Source organism: Hyphomonas sp. NPDC076881 (assembly GCF_050269995.1).
Lineage (GTDB): Bacteria > Pseudomonadota > Alphaproteobacteria > Caulobacterales > Hyphomonadaceae > Hyphomonas.
Window position 1 is genome coordinate 106,966 of the sequence record NZ_JBNNJJ010000005.1, and the last position, 21,518, is coordinate 128,483.

General features: G+C 62.1%; 21 protein-coding genes and 1 tRNA gene. 3 read left to right on the plus strand and 19 right to left on the minus strand.

Annotation, left to right across the window (positions count from 1 at the left end; genetic code table 11):
• Positions 1–38: 38 nt before the first annotated feature.
• The 7 genes from ACQKI2_RS07250 to ACQKI2_RS07280 all read right to left on the minus strand — a co-directional run bounded on the left by ACQKI2_RS07250 (position 39) and on the right by ACQKI2_RS07280 (position 5,998).
• Positions 39–836, minus strand: coding sequence for a crotonase/enoyl-CoA hydratase family protein (locus tag ACQKI2_RS07250; RefSeq protein WP_035602439.1), 798 nt, complete (start codon positions 834–836; stop codon positions 39–41).
• A 26-nt stretch (positions 837–862) separates the two neighbouring features.
• Positions 863–1,663, minus strand: coding sequence for a TIGR03084 family metal-binding protein (locus ACQKI2_RS07255; RefSeq protein WP_427379028.1), 801 nt, complete (start codon positions 1,661–1,663; stop codon positions 863–865).
• A 3-nt stretch (positions 1,664–1,666) separates the two neighbouring features.
• The gene (gene mmsB / locus ACQKI2_RS07260; RefSeq protein ID WP_427379029.1) at positions 1,667–2,557 is read right to left on the minus strand and encodes a 3-hydroxyisobutyrate dehydrogenase; all 891 of its coding nucleotides are present in this window, start codon (positions 2,555–2,557) and stop codon (positions 1,667–1,669) included.
• A 27-nt stretch (positions 2,558–2,584) separates the two neighbouring features.
• Positions 2,585–3,361 carry an enoyl-CoA hydratase-related protein gene (locus tag ACQKI2_RS07265; protein ID WP_427379030.1) on the minus strand — a complete coding sequence of 259 codons (777 nt, stop codon included), beginning with the start codon at positions 3,359–3,361 and terminating at the stop codon, positions 2,585–2,587.
• Positions 3,362–3,365: 4 nt separating this feature from the next.
• Complete coding sequence (locus ACQKI2_RS07270) at positions 3,366–4,862, minus strand: CoA-acylating methylmalonate-semialdehyde dehydrogenase (protein ID WP_427379031.1); 1,497 nt, start codon at positions 4,860–4,862, stop codon at positions 3,366–3,368.
• Positions 4,863–5,064: 202 nt separating this feature from the next.
• Positions 5,065–5,868 carry a universal stress protein gene (locus tag ACQKI2_RS07275; RefSeq protein ID WP_427379032.1) on the minus strand — a complete coding sequence of 268 codons (804 nt, stop codon included), beginning with the start codon at positions 5,866–5,868 and terminating at the stop codon, positions 5,065–5,067.
• 54 nt (positions 5,869–5,922) lie between these two features.
• Positions 5,923–5,998: transfer RNA gene (locus ACQKI2_RS07280), tRNA-Thr, on the minus strand.
• 177 nt (positions 5,999–6,175) lie between these two features.
• On the opposite strand from ACQKI2_RS07280, the gene ACQKI2_RS07285 reads away from it, so the two are divergent.
• From ACQKI2_RS07285 to ACQKI2_RS07295, 3 genes are all read left to right on the plus strand, one after another.
• Entirely contained in the window at positions 6,176–7,321 is a 1,146-nt protein-coding gene (locus ACQKI2_RS07285; RefSeq protein ID WP_427379033.1) for a DUF418 domain-containing protein, read from the plus strand.
• Between the two features lie 67 nt (positions 7,322–7,388).
• The gene (gene metG / locus ACQKI2_RS07290) at positions 7,389–9,128 is read left to right on the plus strand and encodes a methionine--tRNA ligase (protein WP_427379034.1); all 1,740 of its coding nucleotides are present in this window, start codon (positions 7,389–7,391) and stop codon (positions 9,126–9,128) included.
• Between the two features lie 5 nt (positions 9,129–9,133).
• Complete coding sequence (locus ACQKI2_RS07295; protein ID WP_427379035.1) at positions 9,134–9,316, plus strand: GFA family protein; 183 nt, start codon at positions 9,134–9,136, stop codon at positions 9,314–9,316.
• A gap of 287 nt (positions 9,317–9,603) precedes the next feature.
• Here ACQKI2_RS07295 and ACQKI2_RS07300 read toward each other — a convergent pair whose 3' ends face one another.
• The 12 genes from ACQKI2_RS07300 to ACQKI2_RS07355 form a co-directional block, all read right to left on the minus strand.
• Positions 9,604–10,260, minus strand: coding sequence for a DUF938 domain-containing protein (locus ACQKI2_RS07300; RefSeq protein ID WP_427379036.1), 657 nt, complete (start codon positions 10,258–10,260; stop codon positions 9,604–9,606).
• Positions 10,250–11,272 (minus strand): aldo/keto reductase, encoded by a 1,023-nt coding sequence (locus ACQKI2_RS07305; RefSeq protein WP_427379037.1) that lies wholly within the window; start codon positions 11,270–11,272, stop codon positions 10,250–10,252. Before ACQKI2_RS07305 ends, ACQKI2_RS07300 begins: the two co-directional genes overlap by 11 nt.
• Before the next feature lie 4 nt (positions 11,273–11,276).
• Entirely contained in the window at positions 11,277–13,028 is a 1,752-nt protein-coding gene (locus ACQKI2_RS07310; RefSeq protein ID WP_427379038.1) for a class I adenylate-forming enzyme family protein, read from the minus strand.
• Positions 13,029–13,047: 19 nt separating this feature from the next.
• Positions 13,048–13,530: a hypothetical protein gene (locus tag ACQKI2_RS07315; RefSeq protein ID WP_427379039.1), complete on the minus strand. Its 483-nt coding sequence runs from the start codon at positions 13,528–13,530 to the stop codon at positions 13,048–13,050.
• 34 nt (positions 13,531–13,564) lie between these two features.
• Complete coding sequence (locus tag ACQKI2_RS07320; RefSeq protein ID WP_427379040.1) at positions 13,565–14,206, minus strand: hypothetical protein; 642 nt, start codon at positions 14,204–14,206, stop codon at positions 13,565–13,567.
• 106 nt (positions 14,207–14,312) lie between these two features.
• Complete coding sequence (gene dxs / locus ACQKI2_RS07325; protein ID WP_427379041.1) at positions 14,313–16,235, minus strand: 1-deoxy-D-xylulose-5-phosphate synthase; 1,923 nt, start codon at positions 16,233–16,235, stop codon at positions 14,313–14,315.
• 34 nt (positions 16,236–16,269) lie between these two features.
• Positions 16,270–17,157 (minus strand): polyprenyl synthetase family protein, encoded by an 888-nt coding sequence (locus tag ACQKI2_RS07330; RefSeq protein WP_427379042.1) that lies wholly within the window; start codon positions 17,155–17,157, stop codon positions 16,270–16,272.
• Positions 17,158–17,188: 31 nt separating this feature from the next.
• On the minus strand, positions 17,189–17,434 hold the full coding sequence (locus tag ACQKI2_RS07335; RefSeq protein ID WP_035596185.1) for an exodeoxyribonuclease VII small subunit: 246 nt from the start codon (positions 17,432–17,434) through the stop codon (positions 17,189–17,191).
• Positions 17,435–17,505: 71 nt separating this feature from the next.
• Positions 17,506–18,108, minus strand: coding sequence for a histidine phosphatase family protein (locus ACQKI2_RS07340; RefSeq protein ID WP_427379043.1), 603 nt, complete (start codon positions 18,106–18,108; stop codon positions 17,506–17,508).
• A 94-nt stretch (positions 18,109–18,202) separates the two neighbouring features.
• The gene (gene lepB / locus ACQKI2_RS07345; protein ID WP_427379044.1) at positions 18,203–19,054 is read right to left on the minus strand and encodes a signal peptidase I; all 852 of its coding nucleotides are present in this window, start codon (positions 19,052–19,054) and stop codon (positions 18,203–18,205) included.
• 120 nt (positions 19,055–19,174) lie between these two features.
• On the minus strand, positions 19,175–20,239 hold the full coding sequence (locus ACQKI2_RS07350) for an MBL fold metallo-hydrolase (RefSeq protein WP_427379045.1): 1,065 nt from the start codon (positions 20,237–20,239) through the stop codon (positions 19,175–19,177).
• A 54-nt stretch (positions 20,240–20,293) separates the two neighbouring features.
• Positions 20,294–21,514, minus strand: a complete 1,221-nt coding sequence (locus tag ACQKI2_RS07355; protein ID WP_427379046.1) for a pseudouridine synthase — start codon at positions 21,512–21,514, stop codon at positions 20,294–20,296.
• Positions 21,515–21,518: the final 4 nt, after the last annotated feature.

The following is a 21,518-nucleotide window of genomic DNA, read 5'->3' on the forward strand; positions in this document are numbered from 1 at the left end:
AACCTCGCGCCCCTTTTGATTTAATCTGCAGGCGGCCTTTACTTGCCTTTGAACACAGGGGTCCGCTTCTCAAGGATCGCATTGACGCCTTCGATGTGGTCATCGGTTTCATGCATCAGCGCCTGCGAGGCTGCCGAAAGCTCCATGATGGTATCATAGGAGGCATTCGTTCCATGGCGCATCAGCGTCTTGGCAAGGCGCAGCGCCTGAGGCGGCTGACCCGCAATTTTCTCCGCCATCGCCATCGCTTCATCCATCAGCTTGTCAGCTGGCACAACGCGGGAGACGAGGCCCCATTCTGCTGCCGTCTTGGCGTCAATGACGTCGCCCGTGAACAATAGTTCTGCTGCGCGGGAAGATCCGATCAGGCGCGGCAGCAGCCAGGCGCCGCCATCCCCGGGAATGAGGCCCAGCTTCAGGAACGTCACGCCCAGTTTTGCCGTTTCCGAAGCAATCCGGATATCCGCCATGCAGGCAACGTCGCAGCCAAGGCCAATCGCCGGGCCGTTGATGGCGGAAATCAGCGGCGTTTCCATATTATACAGAGAGCGGACGATCATGTGGATGTTGCGGCGATAGCCTTCACGGATATCCGCCGGGCTGCCGCCAAACGCGCCCGTCTTTTCCTTCATCGCCTTCACGTCGCCGCCCGCAGAGAATGCGCGGCCAGCGCCGGTCAGTACGGCGCAACGGATCTGTGGATCAGCCGCAATTTCGGCGCAGACAGCAGCCACTGCCGGCCCATCCCCCTCCTGTCCGAGCGCGTTCATCATTTCGGGACGGTTCAGCGTCATCACGGCGATGGGGCCGCGTTTCTCCAACAGCAGAATGGACATGGGCGTTTCCTTTGACGTTAGCGTGTTCAGTGAGTTTCAGACTTGGCCGTATGCCGGCTGCCTGGCGCGGGCGGCGTTGCCGGCGGCCCGGCGAAGCATTGCGCCTTGGACATCCAGTCAGCCGCCACGGGGCCCGTCACCTTCAGGGAGGTGTCGGCGATGTTACGTGTCTGGGTGACAACCTGGCAGAATTCCTCGGCCTTGCCTTCAATCCGCTCGGCGTCGCTGGGTGAACCATGCGTCCAGATGGCGCCCGAGGGCGCAGTAAGGACCAGATAAGGCATCTCGCCCGGCTGCTTTTCGCGGCGCGTGGCGTAGGTCCACCCAAAGGTATTGACGCCAAGGGTCACGATATTGCCAATCCGGTCTTCATTCTGGCGCACGACGCCCAGATGGTCGTAGATTTCCTGCCCGTGTGCCCATGTTTCCATCAGGCGCGCCGTGATCGAGGAGCGTGCGCTCATATCCGGCCCAGCCCATTTCAGGCGGGCCTTGGGATCGGCCGACGCAAAGCGGTCCGCCGTCTCCTCAAACTGTTTCTCCCACTCGGCCACCAGGGCAAAGCCATCGAGACCGGCCAGCACCTGGCTTTCATATGCCCGCATGGATTTTCCGGAACTGGCCATCGCCTTCAGATGATGAACCAGTTCGGCTTCATCCGCTAGCTGAAGATAGGCCATCCAGTTCCAGAAGTGCAGATGCTGGAGGACATCATGAATGCCCCAGCCCTTGAACTGCGTCGGCTCGGCATAGCGGATCGGCGCTGTTGCCGAAACCAGCGCATGCAGCGCACGGCTTTCGGCCCGGAAATCTTCCGCCTGCTGCATGGATCAGAGATCCCCCTTGAGGTCTTTCATCACGCCTGAGAAGTCGAGGCCATCAAATCCGCGCTCGGAGAGGTTCTGGTAGATGCTTTCGGCGAGTTCTCCGAGGCGGATATCGGCGCCCGCCGCCTGTGCGGCGTCTGCGGCCAGATGCAGGTCTTTCAGCATCATCGCGACGGCGAAGCCGGGCTTGTAATCGCGATTGGCAGGTGACGTCGGCACCGGGCCCGGCGCAGGGCAATAGCTTGTCATCGACCAGCACTGGCCAGAGGAAACAGACGAGATGTTGAAGAAGGTCTGCGCATCAAGGCCCAATTTTTCAGCGAGGTTAAACGCCTCGCAGGTGCCAATCATGGAAATACCGAGCAGCATGTTGTTCGCAATCTTCGCCGCCTGGCCATTCCCTGCTGCGCCGGCATGGAAGATGTTCTTGCCCATGCCCTTAAGGATCGGTTCGGCCAGTTCGTAGGCGATCTTGGTTCCGCCCGCCATGAAAGTCAGTGTGCCCGCCTCTGCCGCCGCCGTGCCGCCGGAGACAGGCGCGTCGATCATCATGAAACCCGCGTCTGCCGCCTTCTCATGGGCCTCCCGCGCATCGGTGACGGCGATGGTCGAACAGTCGATAAAAAGAATACCTTGCTGGGCATGTTCAGCGACGCCGTCTGCGCCGAAATAGACACCCAGAACATGCTTGCCTGCCGGCAACATCGAGACGACAACATCCACGCCGTTCACCGCGTCTGCAATCGAAACCGCTGCGCGGGCGCCCCGCTCTGCGGCCGCTGCAACAGCGTCCGCATTCAGATCAAATGCGGCCACCTCATGATGTGCCTTGACCAGGTTGGCACACATGCCTGCGCCCATATTGCCAAGGCCGATGAATGCGATCTTCGCCATGATGTATCCTCCTGCAGCGCCGGCTGCTTATTTGTCTTCGAATTTCGCCGCGCGCTTCTCGCTGAACGCGGCCATGCCCTCTTTCTGGTCAGCGGTGCCGAACAGGCCCTGGAACAGGCGGCGCTCGAACTTGACGCCTTCCGTGGCCGGAAGTTCCAGAGCGCGGGCCACCATCTCCTTCGCCGCCATGATCGACGGGATGGAGAAGCCGGCAATCTCGTTGGCAGCAGCCAGCGCCACGTCCATCAGCGTGTCATGCGGCACCACGCGGGAAACAAGCCCGATCCGGTCTGCCTCTGCGCCATCAATCATGCGTCCGGTCAGTACCAGGTCCATGGCCTTGGCCTTGCCGACAGCCTTGGTGAGACGGATCGATCCGCCCATGCCCGGCGTCACACCAAGCTTGATCTCGGGCTGACCGAACTTGGCCTTGTCTGAGGCAATGATCATGTCGCACATCATCGCCAGTTCGCACCCCCCACCGAGCGCAAAGCCGTTAACCGCCGCGATCACCGGCTTGCGGCAGGCAGCGAAACGGTCCCAACCGGCGAAATAATCCTCGACATACATGTCGGAGAAAGACTGCGGCTGCATTTCCTTGATGTCGGCGCCTGCGGCAAAGGCCCGGCCTGCGCCTGTCAGCACGCTGACGGCGATATCCCTGTTGCGGTCAATCGCCGTGAAGCAATTAACAACCTCACGCATGATCTCTGCATTGAGGGCGTTGAGACTGTCGGGACGGTTGAGCGTCACGACAGCCACGCGGCCCTTTTGCTCGAACTGGATTGTCTTGTATTCGGTCATCGGATTATCCCATTGTTGGAATGACGAACGCCTGGTCGCCGATATCGCCTTCTGGCCAGCGCTGGGTCACGGTCTTGATCTTGGTGTAGAAGCGCACGCCTTCCGGGCCGTGCTGGTTGGTGTCTCCGAAGGCAGAGCGCTTCCAGCCGCCGAACGTGTGATACGCCACCGGCACCGGGATGGGCACGTTCACGCCCACCATGCCGACATTCACCTGCGCCGCAAACTCGCGCGCGGCGCGGCCATTGGAAGTGAAGATCGCGCAGCCATTCCCATACTGATGGTTTGAGGGCAACGCGGCGGCCTCTTCCAGTGTTTCCACCCGCATCACCTGCAGCACCGGGCCGAAGATTTCTTCCTGATAGGATTTCATCGACGGTGTCACATTGTCGAACAGGTTCGGGCCGATGAAGTATCCGCCCTCATTGCCCTGCAGCTTGAGCCCGCGGCCGTCCAGCAGCAGGCTGGCGCCCTCATCCACGCCCATCTGGATATAGCTTTCGACCTTGGCCTTGTGCGCCGCGGAAACAACCGGTCCGTAATGCGCCTCGGCATCGGTTGATACGCCAACCTTCAGGCCGCGCGCCGCCTCCAGCATCCGTTCGACAAACTCGTCGCCTGTCTTCTTGCCAACCGTGACAGCCACCGGCAGCGCCATGCAGCGCTCGCCGGCAGATCCGTAAGCCGCGCCGACAATATCCTTTACCGCCTGCTCTAGGTTTGCGTCCGGCAGGATGATGCCGTGGTTCTTTGCCCCGCCCATCGCCTGCACGCGCTTGCCGTGCGCCGTGCCGGTTGAATAGACATAGTGTGCGACGTCGGACGATCCGACAAAGCTGACCGCCTTGATGTCCGGATGGGTGAGGATCGCGTCCACCGCTTCCTTGTCGCCATTGATGACGTTGAGCACGCCTTTCGGCAGGCCTGCTTCCATCATCAGTTCTGCCAGGCGCATGGGCACGGACGGGTCTTTTTCCGAAGGCTTGAGGATAAAGGTGTTGCCGCAGGCAATGGCCACCGCCGCCATCCAGCAGGGGATCATGGCCGGAAAGTTGAACGGCGTGATGCCGGCGCACACGCCCAGCGGCTGGCGCATCGAATAGACATCAATGCCCGGGCCGGCGCCTTCGGTGTATTCGCCCTTCAGAAGGTGGGGAATGCCGCAGGCGAATTCCACTACATCCAAGCCGCGCTGCACGTCGCCTTTGGAATCGGCAATCACCTTGCCATGTTCGGACGAGAGCATATGCGCCAGCTCGTCCATATTGGCTTCAACGAGGCGCTTGAACTCGAACATGATGCGCGCCCGGCGCTGCGGGTTGGTGCTGGCCCAGGCGGGAAAGGCCGCCGTCGCAGCGTCCACCGCTGCGCCCAGTTCGGCCTTTGTTGCCAGCGCCACACGTGCCTGGATAGCGCCCGTATTGGGGTCGTAAATATCCCCAAACCGGCCGGATGTTCCGGCGACAGTCTTGCCATTCACAAAATGATGAACTTCGCGCACGCGCGTTCCTCCTGCTATCGGGCCTATGCGGCAGCCGCAGCACAATCTGCGCGCCGTCACGGCGTTTTTGATGGTGCGGGCTTGCCGCATTTTCCGGTGTCTTGCAAGGAAGCCAACTGGGCGTGGAGACGCCCTTGACGCGGCGTCCTGCGCCGCTTCCGGCAAGAATGTTGCATATCCGGATGGCGCAATTGCCGCCAGACTATGCCAGCGCAGGAACAGCCAGCACATCAACGGCCGACCGGCGTAGAACCTCCTCGGCCACGCTGCCGAGAAAGAACCGCCGGATGCCGCCATGGCCCTGCGTGCCCACCACAATCAGCTCTGCGCCAATCTCTTGCGCCACGGCACATATCGTCTGCGCCGCAGTTCCGCGCTGCAAACGGGGCAGAACACCGCTCTGCGCAAGCCCTATCTGCTCCGCTACGGTTTTCAGATTGTCTGCAGACGCTTTCTGCTGCTCGGCAATGTAATGCTTGATGTCGGCTGTCGTGGTGCCCGCCGTCGTCATCAGACGAATGGCCGGAGTGTCGAAGACATTGCAGAGATACACCTGCGCCCCGGCGGCTATTCCGCTCCGGAAAAGGCTGGTGGCTGCCAGCACGGAGGTCTCGGAGAAATCCGTCGTCAGCAGTACACGCCGATACGGGCCATCCTCAGCGTTCACCGCCATAAGTACCGGCACACTGCTCTGCCGGATCACCTGCTCGACATTCGTTCCGGTAAGCATTTCCAGCAAGTTGCGGCGCCCTGGCACGCCAACGACAATCAATTCCGCCTCTTCGCCGCGGGCAGTCTCCAGGATAACCTTGGCCGGATCACCCTCTTTGAGTTGCGCCGCCGCGCCCGCCGCCTTCGCCGCCTCGTCCAGCCGATCCTGAGCATCGGCGTCTCCTGCATGAACAAGCAGCAGGTCAGCCTCTGTCCTTTCGGCAAGCTGCGTGGCGCGCGCTTGCGCGCGAGCACAGCTTTCAGAAAAACGGGTTGCGGCCAGTATCTTGCGCAAGAACACCCCCCAATAGCGCCCACACCCTGTAAATCGGCTGGGGAAGCGGGTCTGTGGTGCCGGCTACAGGACTCGAACCCGTGACCCTCTGATTACAAATCAGATGCTCTACCAGCTGAGCTAAGCCGGCACTTTGCCGGTGGCTACAGGGGAACACCGGAGGGGTCAAGCGGGCATTCTGACTTGCGGTCCCCCTTGCGCCGCCGCGGTTCTGGCTATGCTTGCCATGCGCCGGCGGAGCTGTTTTGCTGTCCGCAAACGTCTCGAAAGCCCTTCCGCATTGCCTCCCTCCCCGCCTCGCGCCCTGATGCCTGATCTGCTGCGCGCCTTTGCCCTGATTGGCATTGCCGTGGTGAATGTGTCCGGCTTTGCCACGCCGGCTACGGACGGCCTTTACAGGGCAGGCATGGAAACCCCGGCCGACCGCGCCGCTTATACGGCCATGTCGGGCCTGTTCCTGATGAAGTCCTATCCCCTGTTTGCAATGATGTTTGGCGCAGGTCTCGCCTGGCAACTGGAGGCAGCGGCCCGCGCAGGCGCAGATGCCGGGGCGCGCTATTTCCGCCGGATGGCCGCCCTCATCGGGCTGGGCACGGCTCATTTCATCTTCTTCTGGTATGGCGATATTCTGATAACCTACGGCCTGCTGGGCTGTCTGCTTTTCACCTTGCGGGGCGCCTCGGCGGGCTCTCTGGTGCGGCTGGGGCTTGGCCTGATCGCGCTCAACACGCTGATCCTCTTCCTCTTCGCTGCGCTGCTTGGCGCGGGGGACGCCCTTGCGCCTGAAGAAATGGCGAAGGCGCGCGACCCTGCCGCCGATGCCGCGCAGGTCGGCGCCTTTACGGAGGGCAGCTTCCTGGACGCGGCGGCCTGGCGCCTGTCACAGCTTCCCCTTGTCCTGCCCAGCGTGCTGATCCAGCAGGGGATCGCCGTCTTCGGGTTCTTCTGCCTCGGGCTTGCCGCCGCAAAAGCCGGCGTGATTGATCAGCCGCAGGCCCGTATCTGGAAGCTCTCGCGCTGGGGTTTTCTGCCCATCGGCCTGCTGGGCAGCCTCTGGGCAGCCAGCCTGATGACCCGCGCCGAAACGATCGTTTCTAGCCAATACATGCTGGCCGGGGCGATCCTCATGGCCTTCTCGGCGTTTTCTGCTTTTGGGTATGCGGGCCTTATAGCGCTGGCCTCTCAGGGCAGCCCCGGCCCCATCCGCCGCTTTCTGGCGCGCGCAGGGTCTGCCTCGCTGACGGCTTACCTGCTGCAATCCCTCGTCCTGTCGTTCATCTTCGCGGGCTATGGGCTGGGTCAATTCGGGCGCATGAGCGCGGCGGAGGCGATCCTGATGGCACTCGGCGTGGGGTTGGCCTCCCTCGGCTTCACCGGCCTCTGGCGCAGCTTCGCGGCGCGGGGGCCTTTGGAAGTCCTGCTGAGGCGGGTTACCTATTGGGGGCGCGCCTAGAGCTTTCCTTTACCAGCGGGAGCGTTAAAAGGCGCGTTCTTCAACAGAAAGGCTCTGAAAAGGCCCCATGACCCAGCAACGGCGTATCCTCATCACCTCGGCCCTGCCCTACATCAACGGCGTGAAGCACCTCGGCAACCTTGCCGGCTCGATGCTTCCGGCAGATGTGTATGCCCGTGTGATGCGCTTGATGGGCCATGATGTGACCTATATCTGCGCCACCGATGAGCATGGCACCCCCGCCGAACTCGCCGCCCAGGCGGCCGGCCAGACCGTGCAGGCCTATTGTGACGAGCAATACGAGATCCAGCGCAAGGCCGGCGAAGGCTTTAACCTGTCCTTCGACTGGTTTGGCCGCACGTCTCGCCCGGCCAACCACAAGATTACCCAGCATCTTGCCCAGCAGCTGGAAAAGAACGGCCTGATCGAAGTGCGCACTTCAAAGCAGGTTTACGCCGTCGATGACGGCCGCTTCCTGCCGGACCGCTACGTTGAGGGCACCTGTCCCCATTGCGGTTATGAAAAGGCGCGCGGTGATCAGTGTGACAGCTGTGGCCGCCTTCTCGACCCTGTTGACCTGATCAATCCTTATTCAGCCGTCACCGGCAGCCGGAACATCGAGATCCGCGATACCGACCATCTCTACCTGCTGCAGACGGGCATGCAGGGCCGCATCCGCGAATGGGTCAACGAGAAGGGCAAGAACTGGCCTTCGCTGGCGGTTTCCATCGCCAACAAATGGCTGGATGAAGGCTTGATCGCGCGCTCTATCACGCGCGATCTCAGCTGGGGCGTGAAGGTGACCGATGCTGACGGCAATCCGCGCCCGGGCTTTGAAAACAAGGTCTTCTATGTCTGGTTCGATGCGCCGATCGGCTACATCTCTGCCACGCAGGAATGGGCCGAAGCCACTGGCAATGACTGGGAAAAACTCTGGCTTACCGACAAAGGCGCAGACCAGACAGAATACGTCCAGTTCATGGGCAAGGATAACGTCGCCTTCCACACTGTCAGCTTCCCCGTCACCCTGCTCGGCTCTGGCGAGCCGTGGAAAACGGTGGACAAGCTGAAGGCCTTCAACTGGGTCACCTGGTATGGCGGGAAGTTCTCCACCAGCCAGAAGCGCGGCGTGTTCATGGATCAGGCGCTCAGCCTTCTGCCGTCGGACTATTGGCGCTGGTATCTCATCTCCAACGCGCCCGAAGGGTCTGACGCCGCTTTCACATGGGAAGGCTTTCAGGCGGCCGTGAACTCTGACCTTGCCAACGTGCTGGGCAACTTCGTCAACCGGATCACCAAATACTGCGCCTCGAAATTTGATGGCAAGGTGCCCGAAGCCGGCACGCTTGGTGAGGCCGAAGCCTGGATGGCAAACGAGCTGGCAGAGCGTCTGCCGCGTCTTGCCGAGTTCTACGAAGCGATGGAATTCCGCAAGGCCGCCGCCGAAACGCGCGCTATCTGGGCCGCGGGCAACGAATACCTCACCAAGGCGGAACCCTGGGTGAAATATAAAAATGATGTGGACGGCGCCGCCGTTGGCGTGCGCGCGGGCATAAATCTGGCCGCGCTTTTCGGCATCATCGCCCAGCCGATTATTCCGGATGCGGCAAAGAAAATCCTGGATGCGCTCGGCATTCCGGAAGAAAATCGCAAGATGCCCACCGGCTCGACGGCAGAGGATTTTGCCGCCCTGATTGATGCCCTTCCGCGTGGCCATGCCATCACCCCGCCGGATGTCCTCTTCCAGAAGATCGAGGATGCCCTGGTGACGGAATGGACCGAGCGCTTCGGCGGCGGCAAAGAGTAGGTTCCATGACGCGAATCGGAGGTTGCCAATGTGGACGCATCCGGTTTCGCGCAGCCAGCTTGCGCGACAATCCCCATGTCTGCCATTGCCGCATGTGCCAGAAGGCGACGGGTAATTTCTTTGCTGCCCTGGTGGGTGTCCCGTATACTGATTTTAAGTGGACGGGGGGAACGCCGGCAGAGTTTTAAAGTTCCGGAAAAGCCCGCCGCGGCTTCTGCCGGGATTGTGGCACACCTCTCTACTATCGCCACGAAGGCAACCAGCACATCTCCATGAGCATTGGCGCGTCGACAATCCCGCCTCCATTCCACTGAATTACCAATTGGGCATGGAGGGGCGCCTACCCCAGATGGATCAGTTTGAAGGGCTCGATGATTTCGGCAGCACCGAAGACGACATGCCCAAAGAAGCCGCTTACATCCGCGCGAGCAGTAACCAGCCCTGATCACGATACGGAAGGCTGGATGCCGAAGGCTTAAGGGTTCCGGAAAACAACCATCAGGTTATTCGCGGGCATCTCGACAACCGCGTCCAATTGCAAGCCCGCCTTCTGTGCCAGAGGCACGAGATCACGGTCCAGATCGCGCACACCCCAGCGCGCATCCCTGGCTTTCAGACTGGCATCAAACGCAGCATTTGACGGCGCAATTACGCCATCGCGGGCAAAAGGCCCGTAGAGCAGCAGTTTCCCGTCACCCTTGAGCATTCTGCCTGCACCGGCTACCAATCCGGCGGCCGCTTCGAACGGCGCGATATGTATCATGTTTGCGCTGAATATCGCGTCCCATCCCTGGAGCTGTTCCGCAGCTTCCCAATCCTCAGATGACGCATCAATCTCCAACGGCCCATGCAGCCGGCCTGTCGCGTCTTCGCTGCGCCAGGCCCGCTGACTCTCAAGGCTCGGCGGGTCAATGTCGGAATAGGTCCAGTCCAGACCCGGCAGTTCTTTCACCAGGAATGCGCCATGTTCCCCGGTTCCCGATGCAATCTCCAGAACGCGCGCGGGCAGCGCCAGATGCGCCTTTAGTACATCGCATATCGGCTCCCGGTTCCGCGCGGTAGAGGGCGAATAGCGCCGCCCATCGCCGCCCTCACCGCGATCTTCCAGCGCAACCGGTGGCTTATCCGCCATGCTGCGCCTTCTCGAAGTCGAACATCTCGGTTGTCACGCTGGCTTGCCCGGCGGCCGAATAGCGCGGCCCAACCGCCCGTTCTGGCGCGAAGGCTGCGTCCAGCCGCGCCACCTGCTCCGCTGTCAGACGAACTGTGGCCGCGTCATGGTTTTCCTCCAGATGGCGAATGCTCCGTGTGCCGGGAATGGGCAGAACATGATCGCCCTTGGCCATCGTCCAGGCAATCGCCATCTGCGCCACGCTGCACCCTGCTTCACGGGCGACCGCGCGGGCTGTTTCCAGCAATGGCAGATTTCTGGCATAGTTCTGATCAGAGAAGCGCGGGAACAATACCTTGCGCATATCAGCGTCATGGAATGTTGACGGGTCCGCCGGCGGATCAGCCAGAAAGCCTCGCCCGACCGGGGAGAACGCCACAAAGGCAACACCCAGCTCACGGCACGCCTGCAGCACGGCAATCTCCGGATTGCGCACCCATAGGGAATACTCCGATTGCAGCGCTGCGACCGGATGCACCTTATGCGCCCGGCGCAGCTGGTCCTCTCCCATTTCGGAGAGCCCATAAAAGCGGATTTTCCCCTCACGGATTAGATCAGCCATCGCCCCGGCAGACTCTTCCACAGGCACCTTGGGGTCAGGCCGGTGAAGATAGTAGAGATCAATCACATCGGTGCGCAGCCGCTTCAGGCTTGCCTCGCACGCCGCCTTGATGGCTTCCGGCCGGCCATCCAGCGTGCGCTGCTTCCCCTGAAAGCCCAGCACACATTTGCTCGCCAGGAAGTATTCGCTGCGCCGCTTGCCCAGCGCCTCACCAATCAGCTCCTCGCTGCGGCCAAGGCCGTAGATCGTCGCCGTATCGAGGAAATCGCAGCCGATATCCAATGCCCGCACAATCAGGGCTTTGGCCTCACTCTCATCCGCAGGCGGACCATAAGAATGCATGATGTTCATGCAACCGAGGCCGACAGGATGCACCTGCCGGTCTCCGATGCGCCTCCGCTCCACGGTCATCCGCCTAGCCCCTCGGCTTGAAACGCAGCCGCAGGTCCGCTTTCAGGATCTTGCCATTGGCATTGCGCGGCAGTGGCTCGTCCTGGAACTGAATTTCCACCGGAACCTTGAACGCCGCCAGTTGCCCGGCCACATGCGCGCGCAGATCCGCTTCCGTCGCTGTCTTGCCCGGCTTCAACTGCACCACAGCGCCCACTTCCTCGCCCAGCACCTTGTGCGCAATGCCAACCACTGCGGCATCCATCACGGCGGGGTGGTCATAGAGCGCGCTCTCGACCTCGATACAGTAAACGTTCTCGCCGCCCCGGATCAGCATGTCCTTGGCCCGATCGACGAGATAGAGGAAGCCCTCTTCGTCGATACGCGCGAGGTCACCGGTCACCACCCAACCATTGCGGAAGGTCTCTGCCGTCGCATCCGGACGGTTCCAGTAGAGCCGGCAGTTCGCCGCGCTCTTGCACCAGAGCTCGCCTACCTCTCCGGCTGGCATTTCATTACCTTCGGGGTCACAGATCTTGAGTTCAACCGCTGCCGGCGGCGCGCCCGCGCTGGACGGCCGGTTCACATAATCTTCGCCGATATTCAGCGTTGCCGTGGCGCAGGTCTCCGTCATGCCCCAGCCATTGCCGGGCGCTGCTTCCGGAAAGCGCTTCTTGATTGTGGAGACGAGTTCGGGCGCAGATGGCGCGCCGCCATAGGAAATCGCCTGAATGGACGAGAGATCATATTTGTCCCTGTCCGGATGTTCCAAGATCTGCCAGGCAATTGCCGGAACCCCGCCCACCGCCGTGATTTTTTCACCCTCGATGATCGGCAGCGCCTCGCCTGCATCCCATTTATACATCGACACGACCTTGTCCCCACGCAGGGCCGAAGGGACCAGGATCGCGAACGATCCGGTCGCATGGAAAAACGGAATGGAGATCAGCGTCGCGCGCATTGCCTCAGGGTCGGGCGCCGGCACAGGTTCACCCTTGCGCAGGAACATACGCGCCTGGCAGGCGGAAGAGTTGAACATGTTGGTGATCACCGCGCGATGTGTTGCCAGCGCGCCCTTGGGCTTTCCGGTGGTGCCCGACGTATACATGATCGTCGCGTCGTCATCGGGCCCAATCTGAACACCCACCGGCCCGGCATCGGCTAGCTTCCCCCAGTCGTTGGGATGGCCCACGATGGCATCGAGTGAAGAGACGCGCGGGTCGGCAATCTCTTCTGCTGAATCCCGGGCGATCAGAATGTGCTCCAGGTCAGGCAGCTTGTGCAGATGATCGCGGATGCGCTCATAAATCTGCAGGTCCATCACCGCCAGCTTCACCCCGGCAAAGGACAGGCCGTATTCGAGCTCCTCGGCCGTCCACCAGGAGTTCATCGGCGTGGCAATCGCCCCAAGGCTTAGCGCAGCATAAAAGCCCAAGGGCCATTGCGGATAGTTCCGCATGACGATGGCCACCCGGTCACCTTTCTGGACGCCGTACTTGTCCCGCATCTCGGCGGCCAGCCTGCGCACGGCGAGGTTCAGGGCGCCAAACGTCACGCGCTCATTCTGGTAAACGAGATAGGTGCGCTCAGCGAACTGCTGGGCGGCTAGCTCCAGAATCACAGGAATGTTCGGCGGCGCGTTCTTGTAGACCTTCATGCGGACACCGCGGATTTCGGCCTCTTCAAGCTCAAGAGGCGATCCCGGCCCCGCCAGCGCGGTATTGGCCTGGGCGATCGACATTGCGGGCCAGTTCGGGGGGAGAAGGTCTGTCGGCATGGGTTTCCTCGGGTTGTTTCTATGCTGGCGCCAGACAACCACGCGGGCGGCGGATATAGAAGAGGCTCACATGCGACATGGCGTCATTTTTGTGTGATAGCCCGCCCAAATCCGGCTTTTGATGGCATGATTTTTCTTCTGCCGCCGCAGAACCCTCAGGTTCGGGTGAGTTCTGCCCCGTCAGCCGATGGCCACCATTTCGTCGAGGTCGGTATCCGGGTTGAACTCCCTCCTCCCGATCCTCGAAATTTGCAAATCCGATATAAAGCTTGTTGGAAACCGTGAGGCGGGACCGCTCCCCGGTCAGCTTCATCAGCAGGCGAGCTGGCTGCCCCCGGCTGGGCGCCCCGGCGATGCGAACCCGCCGCACACGATTATAGGGTATTGTCAGTTGAAGCGCGCCATCGGCGCCATGCCTTTCCAGCCGGTCCGGACAGGCACGCCAGAGAACCTCGCCCTTCTCGAAGGCGGAAATTCTCTGGCGGAATTCCTTGTGTTCCATTCTGTCCCCCACGGTTCGGGAGACAGTCTACGCCTTACTTGCCGTAGTCGCAAAAGCGCAGCCTGCGGGTCGTGCCGTCGCGGTCAGCCACCGTGTAGGTCTGCCCGGTCAGGCCAGATTCGTCGCACAAATAGCCGATCTGATACATTGCCAGCTTCACTTCATTGTCCGGCTGGATGTCATACTGCGTCATCAGATCAATGGCATCGAGGTGCCGGCCCAGTTTCATCAGCGCGTTGAAACGCTCCGTATGGGTTGCATCAGCAGAGGCCAGAACAGCATTCAGCGCGTCCATCTGCGCGCGGGCCTCCGGCAGCTTGGCCTTGGCGCGGCGGGCAGCATCCGTGTTCGGATGGTTGGCAATCACTTCGTCGAAATAGCCGACAGCGCCTGGCATGTCATATCCGGTCGGGCTCATGCTCAACACGCCCAGTTCGTAGAGAACGTCTGCTTTCTGTTCAGAGGTCAGATCAGGATCGCCGGCCAGTTGCATCAGGCGCTGAATAGCAGCCGGCACGTTGCCGGCAGTCTGCAATTCAGCCGCAGTGCTCAGGCCCAGCTCATACTGAGAGGGTACAACCACTGCAGGCGCAGGGCCGTCGCTGGGGGGCGCCTGCGTCGCGCACGCGGCGAGAACGAGGGCCGAAGCGGCGGCGGCAAGGCTGAGACGGATCATATCAAACTTCCTTCTTGCAGGCGGAATCATGAGGTTCGCGCACTCTCCATAACCTGCCGTAATGAAGCGGCACAGGGCAGAAGTGTGATGTTAGTGTGGCAAAGCCTCAGGCAGAGGCGAGCCGCTCAATTGCTGACAGGTCACCCCGGCCAAGTGCCTCGATGGCGCGCGCCGCAATATGGCGCGCCGTCAGGCCGGCCTGATCGTACATCGCCGCCGGCGTGTCCTGATCCTGGAAGATGTCAGGCAGCGTCAGAACACGCACCTTCAGGCCGGAATCCAAAGCCCCGCAATTGGCCAGATGCTCCAGCACGAAACTGCCAAAGCCTCCGCGCGCGCCTTCTTCCAGCGTGATGAGCACTTCATGCTCCTTCGCAAGGCGTTCGATCAGCTCATTGTCGAGCGGTTTGGCAAAGCGGGCGTCGGCGACCGTGGCGCTCAAGCCCTGCGCGGCCAGCATGTCAGCGGCTTTCAGCGCTTCCTGCAGGCGGGTGCCGTAGGAAAGGATCGCAATCGCTGTCCCTTCCCGCACAACTCTGCCCTTGCCGATTTCCAGCGGTTTGAGAATGTCGGGGATCGCCACACCAACCCCCTCGCCCCGCGGGTAGCGGAAGGCGCTGGGCCGGTCATCGATCTGAAGCGAAGTCAGCACCATCCGCGCCAGTTCCGCCTCATCCGAGGGCGCCATGCAAACCATGCCCGGCAGCGCGCCGAGATAGCCGATATCGAAGCTGCCCGCATGCGTTGCGCCGTCAGCGCCCACCAGCCCTGCCCGGTCGATGGCAAAGCGAACCGGCAATTGCTGGATCGCCACATCATGCACCACCTGGTCATAGCCGCGCTGAAGGAAGGTGGAATAGATCGCGCAGAACGGCTTCATGCCATCGGCGGCAAGCCCGGCGGCAAATGTCACGGCATGCTGCTCGGCAATACCGACATCGAAATGCCGCTCGGGGAACTTCTTCTCAAAAATATCCGTACTCGTACCAGATGGCATCGCGGCAGTGATGGCGCAGATCTTGTCGTCGGTCTCGCCCAGTTTCGCCAGCGTCTGGCCGAACACCTTCTGATAGGCTGGCGGCCCGGCAGCGCCCTTGGTCTGCTCGCCGGTGACCACGGAGAATTTCGAAACGCCGTGATACTTGTCGGCAGAGTTCTCGGCAGGCGCATAACCCTTGCCCTTCTGCGTCACCACATGCAGCAGGATCGGACCGTCCTGCATCGCCTTGATGTTCTCGAGCAGGTCCAGCAGCGTGTCGAGATCATGCCCGTCCACCGGGCCGATATAGTAGAACCCCATCTCCTCGAAGAGCGTGCCGCCCATCGCGAAGCCGCGAAGATATTCTTCGGCGCGCCGCGCCGGGGACTCCAACCCCATCGGCTGGATCACCTTCTTGGCAATCCGGCGCAGGCCCCGATAAGGCCGTGAGGAAACCAGCCGCGAGAAATAATGGCTCATCGCGCCTACGGGGGGCGCAATCGACATGTCGTTGTCGTTGAGGATAACGATCATCCGGGAACGGTCAGCCCCGGCATTGTTCATCGCTTCATACGCCATACCGGCCGACATCGAGCCGTCACCGATCACGCAGATGACGTGATTGTCCTTGCCCTGCAGATCGCGCGCCTTGGCAAAGCCCAGACCTGCCGAGATCGAGGTTGAAGCATGGGCCGCGCCGAACGGATCGTATTCGCTCTCCGCGCGCTTGGTGAAACCCGAGAGCCCCCCCGCCTGGCGCAAGGTCCGCATCCGGTCCTTTCGCTCGGTCAGGATCTTGTGGGGATAGCACTGGTGGCCGACATCCCAGATCAGCTTGTCGGCCGGCGCATCGAACACCGCATGGATCGCAACGGTGAGCTCCACTACGCCGAGGCCGGAGCCGAGGTGGCCCCCGGTCACCGACACGACATCGATCACCTCATGACGCACTTCCTCGGCGATCTGTTTCAGATCGGCGCGGCTGCGGCCTTTAAGGTCGGACGGCGCATCAATGGCGTCCAGAAGGCGGTTCGGGCGTGTCTCGGTCATATCTGCGTGCTTTTCTTGTCGTCGCGTGCCCGTTCTACCGGGGTCTGTTCAGCACATAATCAACGGAATGCAGCAGGATGTGGGCCTTGTCACGGAAAATTGCCAAATGTTCCTTCGCCTGCGCGGCGAGCAGCCGCACCCTCTGCCGGGCGCCATCCACCCCCAGAAGGGTGACGAAATTCGCCTTCCCGGCGTCCTTGTCCTTTGAAAGTGCCTTGCCCACGATGCTTTCATCCCCCTCTGCATCCAGGATGTCATCGGCAATCTGATACGCCAGCCCCAGATCATTAGCAAAGCCTGCCAGGGCATTGCGTTCGGCCTCCCGGGCGTGACCAATGATCGCCCCGGCCTCCAGCGCATAGGAAATCAGCGCTCCGGTCTTCAGCCGCTGCATGCGGGTAATGGTGTTGAGATCGCGCGGGCTTGCCTCCTCCAGCATGTCGATCATCTGGCCGCCCACCATGCCGCGTGCCCCGGCTGCGTCCGCCAGCCGCTCGATCAGCAGCACGCGCACCGCCGGGTCTTCATGCGTCTCGCTGGAAGCCAGTATCTTGAACGCCAGCGTCAGCAGCGCGTCCCCCGCCAGCACGGCAGTTGCCTCGTCAAAGGCCTTATGGACGGTGGGCTGCCCGCGCCGGAAGTCATCATCGTCCATGCAGGGCAGATCGTCATGCACCAGCGAATAGCAGTGCACGCATTCCAGCGCCGCCGCTGTCCGCAGAAGACTCTTCTCCGAGGCCCCGAACATGGCGCCCGTTTCCAGCACGAAGAAAGGCCGCATCCGCTTGCCATTCGCCAGCGCGGCATGACGCATGGCGCGCATCAGATTGGCTTCCGGTCCGCTGGCCGGAGGGATCAGCTGATCCAGCGCCACGGTCACCTTGTCGGCAACTTCCGTCAGGCGCTGTTCAAAGTCTGTCACTTCGCCCCGGTCCGGCCCCATGACGGCGGACCTAATCGAAGGCGGCCGGTTCGGTCGTCGGACCGCCGGCGCCCTGAACAATCTGCTCCACCTTCAGCTCGGCCGATTTCAGCCGCGCCTCGCAATGCGCTTTCAGGGCGGCGCCGCGCTCATAGATCGCGATCGATTTTTCCAGCTCGACTTCCCCGGCTTCAAGCTGCCGGACAATGCCCTCCAGCTCGGCCAACGCTTCTTCGAAGCTCATCTTGTCCACGGGTTTGGATTTGACATCCGACATGGCGCGCCTGTCCTGAAAATATGTTCCAGCCTGTCTAGAGCCCGCTGTCAGGCGCGACAACCGTTATCGTGTCACTGTCCACGGTATTCATAGACACGGTAGCTCCAATAGCTGTCCCCGCCATCCCGCGCGCAGACCCAGCCCAGCTGACGCAGCTCGGGTCTCAACATCCGGTTGAACCATCCGTGTGCGGCGAGATAGACCTTCGCGTCGGCTGCGGCCTCATGCAGCTTCAAAGCTGCCGCCTTTGCGCGCGCGCGCGCGTCACCCACCGATTCGCCGTCCAGTGAATGGCCGGTTAACCAGACCGTCCGGGCCAGCACATTCCAGGTCTTCGGCAGGGCGCGGAAGCCATGCAATTTTGGCGGCGGCAGCGGCGCTTCATTGAACACCGGATCATAGATCGCCGTCAGGTGCGGCGCGGCGCTATCGGCCGTCTGCTGCGCGCGCAGGCGGGCGGATGCAAACACGATGTCCGCATCGGCAACCATGTCCCTCAATTCCTTGGGCGCCTCCTGCCCCTCCGCCAGGGGCCCTATTTCGTACTTGGCCCACCAGTCGATATAGTCCTGCCAATGCAGGCGCGGTCCCAGATTGCGGTCCAGCGCGGGGCGGCCATGGCGCGATATAATGATCGGCCCACGGCGTTGCTTTGTCGATGTCGTGTTGGGCATCGCCAGTTATCCGTATTGCCGCAGAGGCCCCGCGCCCCCGTTTAAACCCGGACTAGCGGGGTTGGCGGCAGCGGGCAAGATACGGATTTCCGGGTCAAAGCCCCTTCCAGACACGTTTGCGGCAGGGCTCATCGTCCTGCAACTTGCAACGGTGGAAGGTCATCAGCACCGTATCCGCGCGTCCGATCAGATGATCCAGCGGCACAAAGCCGATGGAGGCGTCATCTGCCGGCACGCGCAGCGGGCAACCTGCCCGGTCCACCACGCCATTGACCGGCGGGCAATGGCCGGAAAGCTCGCGGCTGTCATAGGAATTGTTACGGTTGTCTCCCACCAGGAACATGTGGCCCTCGGGCACCACGAACAGCACCGTGTCATCCACGGCATGCCCGCGCAGGCCGCGATGGGTCAGCCAGGTCTTATCCCCGATGGTCTCGCGCCACTCATAAGCGGTGTCGATCACATCGGTCCGGTCGGGAATATAGCGCACCGTGCGCACGAATTCGGCGTCCACGGGCTGGCCATTGATCACCAGCTCTTCATTGATCATCTGAACCGTGTCGCCCGGCAGGCCCACCACTCGCTTGATCATCACCCGGTCAGAATGGGTATGCTCGAACACCACCACATCCCCGCGCTCCGGCGTACCGGGGAAAAAGCGCCCCCCGCCCAGCGGCAGATAGCGCCCGATGCTCAGGGGCAGCGAATACCGGCCATAGCCAAAGGCGAATTTGGCCACTGCCACGCGGTCGCCCACTTCCAGGGTCGGCACCATGCTTTCAGAGGGGATGACGCGCTGTTCGTAAAGCAGCCCGGTGAACAGCAGGAAGGCCGGCGCCACAATGGCAAGCGTTGCGCCCCATTCGCGCAACTCCTGCTTGATCTTTGCCCAGAGGCCTGTCTCTGCTGCCGGCGCCTCGGCGGCCACGCTGTTTTCCTCAGTCATTCAAACCCCATAGCAGGCACCGCTCTCGCGCAGGCCGGGAAGTCTTAAACGATAAGCCGCCCCCTTGCGAAGGCGAAATGCCCCCCGCCACTGCTATTCAATGTGAGACGAAACAGCGCTTCAGGCGAGGCTGTAGAGCAGTGCGCCATCCGTATCGGGCCGGGTTTTCACCTCTCCGCGATGCATCAGGTAATTGAGGTGCGCCAGCGCCTCGCCCGTGGCATTGCCCATTTCATCGTCTTTGATCGCCCGTCCGAACAGGGTGACGAAGGTTTCCGGCACCTTCACAGGCCCCTTCTCCAGCTTTTGCCGCAGGCGCGTCAGAGAGGTGTCATGCCCCGCAATCAGGTTGCGCAGCCGGATATGCGCGCCTGTAAACGGCTCATTGTGTGCCGGCAGGACGAAGCAATCCTCGGGCAGCTCCCGCAGCAGTTTCTCACAGCTCTTGATCCAGTCATCCAGCGGATTGGCCGCCGGTTCGGTCGGATGAACCGAAACGTTGGATGAAATCCGCGGCAGCAACTGGTCGCCAGTAATCGCCACGTTCAGCGCTGCGCTGAACAGGCAAACATGCTCGGGCGAATGGCCATTGCCGGTAATCACGCGCCAGTCCTGCCCGGCCATGCGAACCGAATCGCCATCTTCAAGCCGCCGGAACGAATCCGGCATCTGGCTGACGCCCCGCCCGAACCCGCCGAAGCGCGAAACGTAGTTGTCGATAGCCTTCTGTGGCCAGCCGGCGCGGATATAGAAATCGATCCCCGCCTTCGGCGCGTCGCGGCCGGTATCGGCCACCAGCATCCGGCAGGTCGTGTATTCCAGCCGGCTGATCCACAGTTCGGCATCATATTTGTAGCAGAGCCAGCCCGCCGCCCCGATATGGTCTGGGTGCATGTGGGTGATGATCACCCGTTTCAGCGGTTTGTCCGCCGTCACCCGCTCGCCCAGCAGTTTGCGCCAGGCATCCTTGGTGTCGGGCAGCGGCATACCGGTATCCACAATCGTCCAACCATCGCCATCATCAATGATCCACACATTGATGAACTTCAGCGAGAAAGGCAGCGGCATCCGCGTCCACTCAACGCCGGGCGCCAGCGTAATGGCTTCACCAGGCTCAGGCGCGCGCGTCCCCAGCGGGAAAGTCAGACCCTTGTACTGGGTCGGTTCAGAGAGAAATCCATCCATGGAGCCACGATACGGCGACCGGCTCCCCCGTCGAGCCGTCACGCGGGGGAAGGATCACTTGATCGGCTTGCGGTCGCGCGGCGCCAGCTTCGTCCGCTTGAACTTGTCGCCCTTGAGGGCCGAAGGCCGGTTGCCGTCCGCCTTGGGTGCTGCCGCTGCCGGCTTGGCGCCTGGCCGGGCAGGCTTGCCACCGGGGCGCGGCGGCTTTGCGCCCATACGGTCTGGGTTCGAACCCGCGCGCTCGGATATGGGGCCGGCGCGCTCCGGTCTGGGTCCATTCCGGTCGGGTCTCGGGCCTTTGCGTTCGGGTCTTGCGCCGTCACGGTCAGCTCTTGGTCCGGACCGGGGCTTATCCGCCGGGCCCTGTCCGGGCTTTGTCCGGAATTGTCCGCTTCTGTCCGAACTTGTCCGCGCACTGTCCCGGCCTGGCCCGGATCTGTCGCGCTCTGGGCCGTCGCTGGCGCGCGGGCGATCCTCCCGGCGGGGTGGGCGCGCACGCACCTCTTCCCCTGCGCCAGCCGCCAGCAGGGCAGCCCGCTCCTTTGCGCCCAGTGGCCGCCATTTGCCCTCCGGCAGCCCGGCCAGCAGGATGGGACCAACCCGGATCCTCTGCAAATCCAGCACTCTGAGCTCTACCAGCTCGCACATCCGGCGGATCTGGCGGTTGCGCCCTTCCTTCAGGACGAAGCGCAGCGTGTTGTTCCGCTCCTGCTGAACCTCCGCCGGGCGCAGCTTGCGCCCGTCCAGTTCGAGCCCATGCCGCAGCAGCGCCACCTTCGCCGGGGTAATATCGCCCCTCACCCGGACAACGTATTCCTTGTCCATGTCGCTCAAGGGACCAATGATCGCCTTGGCGAGCACGCCATCCTCCGATAGAATCAGCAGGCCGTGCGAATCCTTGTCGAGCCGTCCGAGCGGCGCCATCTTGTTCGAACGCTGCGGGATAGCGTGCGCATTGCCTGACAGGTTTTCCGCCGTCACCAGCCGGATCGCCGGAATTTCACCCGGCTCGGGAGTCCCGGAAACATATCCCACCGGCTTGTTCAGGATCACCGACAGCTGATTGTCCAGCCGCCGGGAGGCAGCGTCCGTCAAGGTCAGCGTCTGCCCCTTGGTGACGCGCTCACCGGCCACCGTGACCGGCTTACCGTCCAGTTGGATAAGGCCTTTTTCGATCAGCGCATCGGCTTCCCGGCGCGAACACACGCCTTCCTGCGCCAACCATTTGTTGATGCGCACCGGCTCTTCGCCGGTATAGGTCTTCGTCCAGGCCATCTGC

Bases quoted from the DNA above. Each gene is read 5' to 3' on its own strand.
- ACQKI2_RS07250 (WP_035602439.1), bottom strand. From the start codon at position 836: ATGTCCATTCTGCTGTTGGAGAAACGCGGCCCCATCGCCGTGATGACG.
- ACQKI2_RS07255 (WP_427379028.1), bottom strand. From the start codon at position 1,663: ATGCAGCAGGCGGAAGATTTCCGGGCCGAAAGCCGTGCGCTGCATGCG.
- mmsB (WP_427379029.1), bottom strand. From the start codon at position 2,557: ATGGCGAAGATCGCATTCATCGGCCTTGGCAATATGGGCGCAGGCATG.
- ACQKI2_RS07265 (WP_427379030.1), bottom strand. From the start codon at position 3,361: ATGACCGAATACAAGACAATCCAGTTCGAGCAAAAGGGCCGCGTGGCT.
- ACQKI2_RS07285 (WP_427379033.1), top strand. From the start codon at position 6,176: ATGCCTGATCTGCTGCGCGCCTTTGCCCTGATTGGCATTGCCGTGGTG.
- metG (WP_427379034.1), top strand. From the start codon at position 7,389: ATGACCCAGCAACGGCGTATCCTCATCACCTCGGCCCTGCCCTACATC.
- ACQKI2_RS07295 (WP_427379035.1), top strand. From the start codon at position 9,134: ATGACGCGAATCGGAGGTTGCCAATGTGGACGCATCCGGTTTCGCGCA.
- ACQKI2_RS07300 (WP_427379036.1), bottom strand. From the start codon at position 10,260: ATGGCGGATAAGCCACCGGTTGCGCTGGAAGATCGCGGTGAGGGCGGC.
- ACQKI2_RS07305 (WP_427379037.1), bottom strand. From the start codon at position 11,272: ATGACCGTGGAGCGGAGGCGCATCGGAGACCGGCAGGTGCATCCTGTC.
- ACQKI2_RS07310 (WP_427379038.1), bottom strand. From the start codon at position 13,028: ATGCCGACAGACCTTCTCCCCCCGAACTGGCCCGCAATGTCGATCGCC.
- ACQKI2_RS07315 (WP_427379039.1), bottom strand. From the start codon at position 13,530: ATGGAACACAAGGAATTCCGCCAGAGAATTTCCGCCTTCGAGAAGGGC.
- ACQKI2_RS07320 (WP_427379040.1), bottom strand. From the start codon at position 14,206: ATGATCCGTCTCAGCCTTGCCGCCGCCGCTTCGGCCCTCGTTCTCGCC.
- dxs (WP_427379041.1), bottom strand. From the start codon at position 16,235: ATGACCGAGACACGCCCGAACCGCCTTCTGGACGCCATTGATGCGCCG.
- ACQKI2_RS07335 (WP_035596185.1), bottom strand. From the start codon at position 17,434: ATGTCGGATGTCAAATCCAAACCCGTGGACAAGATGAGCTTCGAAGAA.
- ACQKI2_RS07340 (WP_427379043.1), bottom strand. From the start codon at position 18,108: ATGCCCAACACGACATCGACAAAGCAACGCCGTGGGCCGATCATTATA.
- lepB (WP_427379044.1), bottom strand. From the start codon at position 19,054: ATGACTGAGGAAAACAGCGTGGCCGCCGAGGCGCCGGCAGCAGAGACA.
- ACQKI2_RS07350 (WP_427379045.1), bottom strand. From the start codon at position 20,239: ATGGATGGATTTCTCTCTGAACCGACCCAGTACAAGGGTCTGACTTTC.
- ACQKI2_RS07355 (WP_427379046.1), bottom strand. From the start codon at position 21,514: ATGGCCTGGACGAAGACCTATACCGGCGAAGAGCCGGTGCGCATCAAC.